Consider the following 8,618-nt stretch of genomic DNA (forward strand, 5'->3'; position numbering starts at 1 on the left):
GAACAATAAATAATATGCCTGTAGCACAGAAGATTAAACACCCTTACATCGTTTCTATAAAGACACATTGCGGCGGAAGCCCTGTAATTGCAGGGACAAAGTTCCCGGTACGGTCGGTTGTTTTCTATATTTTAAGGCAGGGGATGACACCCGAAGAACTCATAAAAGAATTTTCACACCTCACACTTCCACAGATATACGATGCCCTTTCTTACTATTATGAGCATAAAGAAGAGATAGACAAAGAACTATCAATGACCGAAAGCGACTTGAGAGAAAAAGCAGCCATCATATAATGTCTAAAGTCTCCCTATATCTTGATGAGGATGTCAGGGTATTATTAGCAGAGGTACTCCGCAATAGAGGATACGAGGCGTCTCATGTCCTTGAAGTTGGGAAATGTGGAAAAAGCGATGAAGAACAACTTGCCTATGCAATAAGGCACAAAATGGCCATCCTGACTCACAATATCAGGGACTATAGAATTCTATCAAGGACTTATAAAGCGCAGGGGAAAAATCACTTTGGCATTATCGTTACCGACCAGCTTCCTTTCAGTGAACTTTTAAAACGCACACTCAAATTTTTTTCGTTAAATTCAAAAGATTCTATAAAAAACCGCCTGATCTGGCTGCAAGACTATAAATGAATAAGAAAATCCTCTCATGGTGTCTATTTGATTTTGCAAATTCGAGCTATTCTGCTGTTATAGCTGCTGTGGTTTTTCCTGTCTATTATGCGAATGTTGTAGTCGGCAATGAAACAGGTCTCGGTGATTTATGGTGGGGAAGGGCAGTAGCAGTAAGCATGGCAGTTGTGGCTTTAAGTTCGCCATTTTTCGGTGGTATAGCAGATTATGCAAGGATAAGAAAGAGGCTGCTTATCTTTTATACCCTCTTGTGCATTTTGTCTGTTGCTTCGTTTTATTTTCTTCACAAAGGAATGATCATAGAAGGATTTATCCTTATTGTCCTTGCCAACATAGGCATGGAGGGCGGACTTGTTTTTTATAATTCATTTTTGCCGGAGATATCCGAAACAACGCATCAGGGGAGGGTATCGGCGTGGGGTTTTGGAGTTGGATATGCAGGTTCCATAATCTCTTTATTGCTGGCTCTGTTTTTGATAAAACAGGGGTTCATGAGCATGACATGGCCTATGGTAGCTATGTTCTTCGGTATTTTTTCCCTGCCTGCGTTTTTATTTTTACCGCCGGATGTAAAAAAGGGTGATTTCATAATGGGTACTTCGTCTACCTTATGCGGTGCAGCAATGGATGGACTTAAATATACATGGCAGACATTAAAAAAAATCTGGGCTAATAAAGAACAGAGGAAATTTTTAATGGCATATCTCATTTATGAGGATGGGGTGAATACCGTCATAGTCTTTTCGAGCATATTCGCTGCAACTACCCTCCAATTTAAACCTGAAGAATTAATAGGCATGTATCTTATCGTCCAGACTACTGCGCTCATCGGAGCTTTTTTGATGGCAAAGCCAATAGATTACTGGGGGCCCAAAAAAGTTGTCATCCTGTCTTTGGTCATGTGGATTGCCGTATCGATTGCGGCATTTTTTGTTCAAACTAAAACACAATTCTTTATGATTGCATCCATTGCCGGTTTAGGTCTCGGCACTGTGCAAGCGGCAACAAGGGCATTCTACACACAGTTTATCCCTGACGGGAAGGAATCGGAATATTTCGGAGTCTATTCCCTCGTCGGCAAGTCATCGGCTATTTTAGGCCCTCTCGTCTTCGGCTATTTATCATCAACCTTCGAAAGCCAACGTCCTGCAGTGCTGTCGGTGGCTTTGTTTTTTCTTGCGGGCTTGATTATTGTTCAAACAGTAAGAGGCGGAATGCCGAATGTGTCAAGCAGAACGGATTAAATCAGCTATTCCCCCCGCAAAGTCTGAGAGCGTCTCATCCCTCGCTCCAAAGATGACATAATTATTATATCCATTGATTTGGTCATTCAGTCTTTGCAAAATCATCCCTCTGTCTTCAACAACCTCAACAGATTTCCCTTTAGCCTTTACTCCATCTGCAATGTCATGGCTTGAGATGTCTTTGCTGACAGTGCCTCCTGCGTAGAATATCGGCAGGAGTATAAGGTAATCGGAATCTCGAAGATTTTTTACAAAGGCCTCGATGTATTCGTTTTTCATCATTAGTGTCGGTGCAAATCCGTGAGGCTGAAATATATAGCAGATATTTTCTTTGATATTTTTCATTGTCTGCATGAGGGATGATATTTTATGCGGATTATGCGCATAGTCATCGATGACAAGTCGTTTCCCGTCATTCAGGTGAATATCAAACCGCCTCTCGATTCCTTTGAATTCATGCAATACACCTGCAATATCTTTAATAGGTATTCCCATTTCGGACAGGATTGCAATGCATGAAAGGGCATTGTAGAGATTGTATTTCCCGGGAATGGATAGACGGAAGTCAGCTCCATTTAGTGAGAAGTTAGTGCTGAATGGAGCATAGACAATATTTTCAGTTTTGTATTTTGACGGATTATCTATTGAAAATGTAACGGCATTTTGGGTGTTAATCTTTGTGAGGTTGCCGTCATCGGCATTGATGATAACCCTGCTTGCCGTATTTTTGCCAAGTGTTTCGAACATTTCGGCAGTTTTATCCACTGAATAATGGTCTAAATCGAGATTCAGGATTATGGAATGTTCAGGCTTGTAGTTTACGATAGTGCCGTCCGATTCGCACGCCTCGATAACGAGAATATCGGAATTGCCTGTTATCGAGTTTCCGGGATTTGTCTCTGTCTTGAACTGCTTTACCCTGCCGCCTCCAATGAAGTTAGGCTCCAATCCGAGCCGTTTCATTAAAAACGCCAACATGCCCGAGGTTGTTGATTTTCCGCTTGTGCCCGCAACAGCTATCGTCTTGAATTCACCTACAATCTCCGCGAGATATTCGGGTCTTGTTTTTATTGGAAGTCCCAAATCCTTTGCTTTTAAAAACTCCGGCTGGTCAGGCTCCACCGCAGTGCTGAATACGGCAAAATCGAAAGGATTACCATCTGATTCGGCAATAGCGTTACCGTCCTGAGGCACGATATTGATGCCTTTTGCCTTTAATATCTTAAATGCGGGATGGGCAGGGTTTTTGTCGAATGCCCTGTCAGAGCCTGAAACAATATGGCCTTTGTCGGCCATGAATGAGGCTATTGCCGATACGCCGCTTCCGCCTATGCCTGAAAAGAATATTTTCAATGGCTTATCGCTCATCGATAATTTTAACATTTTCCGGCTGTTCAATAATTCGCCACCGATAAGATCAGAGCAGGCACGGCTTTTCATCCATGCCTGCTCTGCCTTAGTATAGTTAATGTTTTCGCAATGTGAAAATTACCTTGCATCAGCAAAATAGCCGGTGTTATAAATTTCATAGGGTTAGCATTTTTTGATGTGAGGGAGGATAATGTAATGCGTAAAATATTGCTCGTGATATTTATGGCGTCAGTTTTTCTTGCCTTGCATCTCAGCGCGGCATACGCCGAAAAAAGTTACATTCGTAAAAGAATATACATATCAAGCAAGCGAGCTTGACAGCAAACACTCAAGCAGGACGATTTCGCTTGAGATGATAAAGCGTTTGCTCCTTGAAGAATTCGGGACTTACCTTATCAGCGAAACCGAAGTTAAAAACATGCAGTTGACAAAAGATCAGGTAACGACATATTCCGCGGGCATAGTCTCGGCAGAGGTGATAGAGGAGAAGTGGGATGGCAAGACATATTGGCTCAAGGCAAAAGTCTCGGCAGACCCAAAAGAAGCACAGAAGACCCTCAAGAAAATAGTTGACGACAAATACAAGGCAAAGGAGCTTGAGGAGACGCGCAAAAAAGCGGAAGAGCTGACCGAAGAAGTGGAGAGACTGAAACTATTACTTGCAAAAACAGAGACTATTAAGAAACAGCCAAGTAAGAAAATTGAACATGAATACAATGCTGCAATACAGGAATTCACTGCGATTGAATGGTTTAATAGAGGACTTATTGCGGGAATGGCAGCCAAATGGGAAAATGCAAAAGATTACTTTTCTAAAGCAATAGAACTCAAATCTGACTATACAGTAGCGTATTATAACAGAGGAACAGTTTATGCCAAACTTGGCAATTATCAGCAGGCGATAACAGATTTTACTAAAGCCGTAGAACTCAAACCAGATGATGCAAAAACCTATAATAATCGGGGACTTGTTTATTTTATGCTCGGTAACTATCAACATGTGATTAGAGATTACAATAAAGTCATAGAGCTCAACCCAGATAATGCAAAGGCATATTACATTCTGGGCGTTGCATATGGCAATATCGGTAATTATCAGCAAGCAATTAAGGCCTTAAAAGTAAGTGCCCGACTGGGAGTAAAAGAAGCACAAGATATGCTGCTCAAATTCGGTGAGCAGTGGTAGCGCATCAGAATGGAATAAGCGAGTAGGACTATCTATTAATCTTCAGTTATAGAATAAATGGAAGAGAAAAAGATCAAAGCAGTTAAAAAGTGCTCGGCGAACCTGTTGCTCCTGAGTTGCAAAATAACGCTTGGAGGATTCGCACGAATCTCATTATTGTATCCGTGATAGCTATCGCCATTGTATTAGCAGATCTTCGGATAGACCCAGAATCAACCGTGCTTGGACTGAAGTTTAGTGGGTTTAGTGACACCGTTCTGCGCACTGGTCTGCTTCTAATTGTCGTATACCTGAGTATTCATTTTCTCTGGACTGCTGTTGATAGTTTTCTTGAGTGGCGACTTCGTATCACAGGCACAAGACTTTCCTTTATTACAACAGCACGTCTTTCAAGCGAACATGGTGATTATCCCAATGATCCCCGCCAGTCTACGCTCTATTATTGGTGGCTTTCACAAGCTGAACGCATAGGCAACTTCGGCTCGAAACTATAGGAGATGGAAAAACAATTGCAGAATCTTGAGTCAGATCTTCGTGTCAAATATAACAGTGGAGCAGATGCAATAAATATTGCTAATGCATGCCAATCTCTTCATAGCGGCATGGAAAATATTGCATCTCTTCGCCGTTCTATCGAAGAAGCGCAAAAAACGTTTTCAGCAGCACGTATCCCAGTGTCTTTGGAGCGATTTAATAAATGGTTTGAATTCTTTTTGCGAAGTCAGAATTTGAGGTGGTTAATCATTGATGTTTTTGTTCCATTGTTTCTTTCAGTTTATGCCATTTTATTGCTTTGGAAAAATTGATCAAAGTTCGCAAAAAATAAAGGAGATGAATGAATTTACAGCCGTATTTTCCATCCGCTACGGGAAACTGGAAAACTGTAAAAATGATAGAATAAAAATAAGGCAAATTAGGAGGAGGTGCTAATATGGAAACCTTGAAGCAGGAGGCAATAAAGGCGATTTCGAGATTGCCGGAAACTTTAAGCCTCGATGACATAATGTATGAGCTTTATGTTATCGATAAGGTCAAGAAAGGCAGAGAAGCTGTGGAGCGCGGCGAATCGTATTCCATTGAAGATTTAAAAAGAGAAATGCAATCGTGGTAAGTGGTCAAAGCCCGCAAAATTCGATCTGAAACAGATTCACGATTATATCGCAAGGGATTCCAAATTTTACGCTCAGAAGGTTTCTCTGGAGATCGTTGAAAAATCAGAGAAACTAAATTCATTTCCAGAAGTCGGCAGAGTTGTTCCTGAGGCAGCAGACCCTAAGATACGGGAATTGCTTATTTATTCCTACCGGCTTATTTATGAAGTCTTTCCCGATAAGATTGAGATTCTCGCCTTGATACACAGCAAGCGCAATTTTATAAAAGATTTTCTAAATGAACAGCGACATAACGAATAACTTCTCCAGCCATATTTTTCATCCGCTGCGGGAAGAAGATGAAATAAAATGACCGATTGAAAATGCGGGCGCGATAATTTCAAAAAATGGTATACTTAAATCAAGATGACGGTAGCAGCAATTGAAAAGAAAGCAAAGCTCATAACAGGGCGGGATGGACGGCCTGTTGAGGTGATATTGCCCTATGGCATCTACAAAGAGCTTTTGGAGCTTGAAAGAAGCATGGAGATATTCAAACGCAAAGAGACTCAGGAAAGCATCAAAAGGGCAAAGGAAGATGCAAGGCAGGGCAGGGTTAAAACATTTTGCGATGTAAAAGCTGCTGTTAAATGGTTAGATAAATAGAACTGATCCTAACCGAAGAATTCAAGAAATCCTACAAGAGACTTCCTGAAGATATCAAAAAAGGTCAAGAAACAATAAGTTTTTTAAGCAGCAATCCGGCGCATCCTTCGCTTAAGAGCCACAAATTAAATGGAGAATGGGAATTCTACGTTGATATTCATTACAGAGGCTTCTTTTTTAGAGAAGGAAATAAGTTCACACTTTTGACGGTTGGAATCCACAGGATAGTTGATAGATACAAATAAAAAGCTTAATGTTATTGCGTCCCATCAGGGACTATCACGACCTTTAACGAATCCTTTGCTTCAGAGACCAGCTTGAATCCCCGTTGAATCTCGGAAAGAGAAATAGTGTGAGATATCATCCTCTTCGCGTTGAACATTCCGCTCTGGATCATCTCCATAGCGGTTTTAAGGTCTTCGGGCGCTGCGCCGTATGAGAATGTTACGGTTATCTCGTTTCTCCAGAAATTCGTAGAAGGTATGCTTATATCTCCTTCAGGAACAGCGAAGAAAAGCACCTTCCCCTTCCTGTCAATCGAAGATAGCGCGTCGTCAACGGCTTTTTTTGCTCCGGCGCACACAATGACATGCTCTGCAAGATTGCCCTTATTTATCTCTTTAAGTTTTTCCTCAGAATATTCATCAGCGTCAAAGACATGATCTGCTCCGAACTCTAATGCCTTATCCAGCCTGTATTTATTAATATCGGTTGCGATGACCTTAGCTCCTTTTGATTTAGCCATCTGAATGTGCATCAGGCCCGACATTCCCGCGCCTATTATGAGGACTGTCTGACCCTTTTTTATTTCGATCTGTTTCTGGCCGAGTACTACGCACGCAAGAGGCTCTATTATCGCTGCCTCCTCATAAGTCATACTGTCGGGGAGAATGAAAGTTCCGTATTTCACATTTTGGGCAGGAACCCTTATATATTCCGAAAAACCTCCCGGCTCATAATTCCCGGTGTGTAGTGATTCGCATGCAGTATAATTACCATCGGCGCAGTAACGGCAGTTATAACATGGGACATGATGCGATACGAATACCCTGTCTCCTGTTTTGAATTTATCCGCGCCTTTGCCGGTCTCGACGATCTCGCCTGCCATCTCGTGGCCTAAAACACGAGGGGCCTTTTTCTGCCTGTACCACTGCATTACATCCGTACCGCAGATTCCCGATGCCATCATTTTTACAAGTATCTCGCCGTCGTTTATGCGCGGAACAGGACGCTCTTCGATCCTTACATCGTCATTGCTGTAATATACCGCTACTTTCACTTATAATTAGACCTTTTCCATGCCTGCTTCGACCGTCTCTACGGCGCTTGATTTTTTGCTTTTTTGATATATCTCGAATGCTTCCTGAGCAGAAGCGCCTTTATGCACAATAGCTCTAACTGCCTTTATCATGCCGATAGGGCTGTCGCTCTGGAATATATTCCTTCCCATATCAACGCCCTTTGCTCCTGCCTTAATTGCATTCTCGGTCATCACAAGCGCATCCATCTCAGGTATCTTCTTGCCTCCTGCTATAACGATCGGCACTGGGCATCCCTCGACCACCTTATGAAAATCATCGCAGTAATAAGTCTTAACAAAGTGCGCTCCTATTTCCGCAGCCATCCTGCAGGCAAGACCGAGATACCGCGCATCCCTTACCATTTCTTTGCCCACTGCAGTTATAGCGAGCACAGGCATATTGTATCTTTCAGCCTCATTCACCAATCTTCCTAAATTCGATATTGTCCTGTCTTCATTCGATGCGCCCACAAAGATGGACATTCCAACGCCTGATGCATTGAGCCTTAATGCCTCCTCTATCGATACGATAATATCTTCATTGGATAATTCTCCTAAGATGCTCGGTCCGCCTGATACCCTGAGACATACAGATGTTTCTATTTTCGGATCAATGCAGCTTCTTAAAATGCCCCTCGTTATGAATAAACAATCCGCGTTTGGAATAAGTGGAATAATATTCTTCATGTCCCTTAAGCCCGTTGTAGGCCCCTGAAAATAGCCGTGGTCGACGGCAAGCATTACTGTTTTTCCTGTCCTGGGATTAAATATCTTTGAAAGCCTGTTTTTAAGTCCAAAATCCATGTTCAGCCCTCCTGTTAAAATCTATTACGGATAGTATATGAGAGGGTGGATTTTCTGTCAATTTAGGGTAATTTTCACCTCCATTCTTTCATGAAAGCTGATATAATTTTCCTATGGCTGAAGAGTAGGGGGATAAAATGCGATATGTTATGAAGGTTTTAATTTTTGCCGTCCTCAATATATTTCTGTTTGCCTGATTATCCCACGCCGAAAAAGTTAGCTTTGTAAAAGAATACACATATCAGGCGAGCGAGCTTGGCAGCAAACATTCAAGCAGGACTATTTCGCTTGAGATGGTTAAGAGACT

10 protein-coding genes and 1 pseudogene are annotated in these 8,618 nt (G+C 42.0%); 8 read left to right on the plus strand and 3 right to left on the minus strand.

The window, feature by feature from the left end:
* The first annotated feature begins 14 nt into the window (after window positions 1-14).
* Genes V7L97_RS05020 through V7L97_RS05030 form a run of 3 tightly spaced genes read left to right on the plus strand, consistent with a single transcriptional unit; the run spans window position 15 to window position 1,893 of the window.
* Window positions 15-296 carry a DUF433 domain-containing protein gene (locus tag V7L97_RS05020; RefSeq protein ID WP_333653866.1) on the plus strand — a complete coding sequence of 94 codons (282 nt, stop codon included), beginning with the start codon at window positions 15-17 and terminating at the stop codon, window positions 294-296.
* On the plus strand, window positions 296-649 hold the full coding sequence (locus V7L97_RS05025) for a DUF5615 family PIN-like protein (protein WP_333653867.1): 354 nt from the start codon (window positions 296-298) through the stop codon (window positions 647-649). The genes V7L97_RS05020 and V7L97_RS05025 overlap by 1 nt, the downstream gene beginning before the upstream one ends.
* Window positions 646-1,893, plus strand: a complete 1,248-nt coding sequence (locus tag V7L97_RS05030) for an MFS transporter (RefSeq protein ID WP_333653869.1) — start codon at window positions 646-648, stop codon at window positions 1,891-1,893. Before V7L97_RS05025 ends, V7L97_RS05030 begins: the two co-directional genes overlap by 4 nt.
* Here V7L97_RS05030 and V7L97_RS05035 read toward each other — a convergent pair.
* Entirely contained in the window at window positions 1,876-3,276 is a 1,401-nt protein-coding gene (locus V7L97_RS05035; protein WP_333653870.1) for a UDP-N-acetylmuramate--L-alanine ligase, read from the minus strand. The genes V7L97_RS05030 and V7L97_RS05035 overlap by 18 nt on opposite strands.
* A 352-nt stretch (window positions 3,277-3,628) precedes the next feature.
* Between V7L97_RS05035 and V7L97_RS05040 the strand changes: the two genes are divergently transcribed.
* From V7L97_RS05040 to V7L97_RS05055, 5 genes and pseudogenes are all read left to right on the plus strand, one after another.
* Complete coding sequence (locus V7L97_RS05040) at window positions 3,629-4,450, plus strand: tetratricopeptide repeat protein (protein WP_333653872.1); 822 nt, start codon at window positions 3,629-3,631, stop codon at window positions 4,448-4,450.
* 497 nt (window positions 4,451-4,947) lie between these two features.
* Window positions 4,948-5,256: a hypothetical protein gene (locus tag V7L97_RS05045; RefSeq protein ID WP_333653874.1), complete on the plus strand. Its 309-nt coding sequence runs from the start codon at window positions 4,948-4,950 to the stop codon at window positions 5,254-5,256.
* 125 nt (window positions 5,257-5,381) lie between these two features.
* Window positions 5,382-5,561, plus strand: coding sequence for a hypothetical protein (locus V7L97_RS05050; RefSeq protein WP_333653876.1), 180 nt, complete (start codon window positions 5,382-5,384; stop codon window positions 5,559-5,561).
* A 10-nt stretch (window positions 5,562-5,571) separates the two neighbouring features.
* Window positions 5,572-5,862, plus strand: a pseudogene (locus V7L97_RS12940) (type II toxin-antitoxin system RelE/ParE family toxin); the annotation flags it as partial.
* Window positions 5,863-5,967: 105 nt separating this feature from the next.
* Window positions 5,968-6,207, plus strand: a complete 240-nt coding sequence (locus tag V7L97_RS05055; RefSeq protein WP_333653878.1) for a hypothetical protein — start codon at window positions 5,968-5,970, stop codon at window positions 6,205-6,207.
* A 256-nt stretch (window positions 6,208-6,463) separates the two neighbouring features.
* On the opposite strand, the gene V7L97_RS05060 is transcribed toward V7L97_RS05055, so the two are convergent.
* Window positions 6,464-7,486 (minus strand): zinc-dependent dehydrogenase, encoded by a 1,023-nt coding sequence (locus tag V7L97_RS05060; RefSeq protein WP_333653880.1) that lies wholly within the window; start codon window positions 7,484-7,486, stop codon window positions 6,464-6,466.
* 6 nt (window positions 7,487-7,492) lie between these two features.
* A complete protein-coding gene (gene lsrF, locus V7L97_RS05065; protein WP_333653882.1) occupies window positions 7,493-8,332 on the minus strand; it encodes a 3-hydroxy-5-phosphonooxypentane-2,4-dione thiolase in 840 nt (279 codons plus the stop codon).
* Between the last annotated feature and the right edge of the window lie 286 nt (window positions 8,333-8,618).

It is taken from the genome of Dissulfurispira sp. (assembly GCF_036745535.1).
In the GTDB taxonomy this organism is placed as follows: Bacteria; Nitrospirota; Thermodesulfovibrionia; order Thermodesulfovibrionales; family Dissulfurispiraceae; genus Dissulfurispira.

Bases quoted from the DNA above. Each gene is read 5' to 3' on its own strand.
- V7L97_RS05020 (WP_333653866.1), top strand. From the start codon at position 15: ATGCCTGTAGCACAGAAGATTAAACACCCTTACATCGTTTCTATAAAG.
- V7L97_RS05025 (WP_333653867.1), top strand. From the start codon at position 296: ATGTCTAAAGTCTCCCTATATCTTGATGAGGATGTCAGGGTATTATTA.
- V7L97_RS05030 (WP_333653869.1), top strand. From the start codon at position 646: ATGAATAAGAAAATCCTCTCATGGTGTCTATTTGATTTTGCAAATTCG.
- V7L97_RS05035 (WP_333653870.1), bottom strand. From the start codon at position 3,276: ATGTTAAAATTATCGATGAGCGATAAGCCATTGAAAATATTCTTTTCA.
- V7L97_RS05045 (WP_333653874.1), top strand. From the start codon at position 4,948: ATGGAAAAACAATTGCAGAATCTTGAGTCAGATCTTCGTGTCAAATAT.
- V7L97_RS05050 (WP_333653876.1), top strand. From the start codon at position 5,382: ATGGAAACCTTGAAGCAGGAGGCAATAAAGGCGATTTCGAGATTGCCG.
- V7L97_RS05055 (WP_333653878.1), top strand. From the start codon at position 5,968: ATGACGGTAGCAGCAATTGAAAAGAAAGCAAAGCTCATAACAGGGCGG.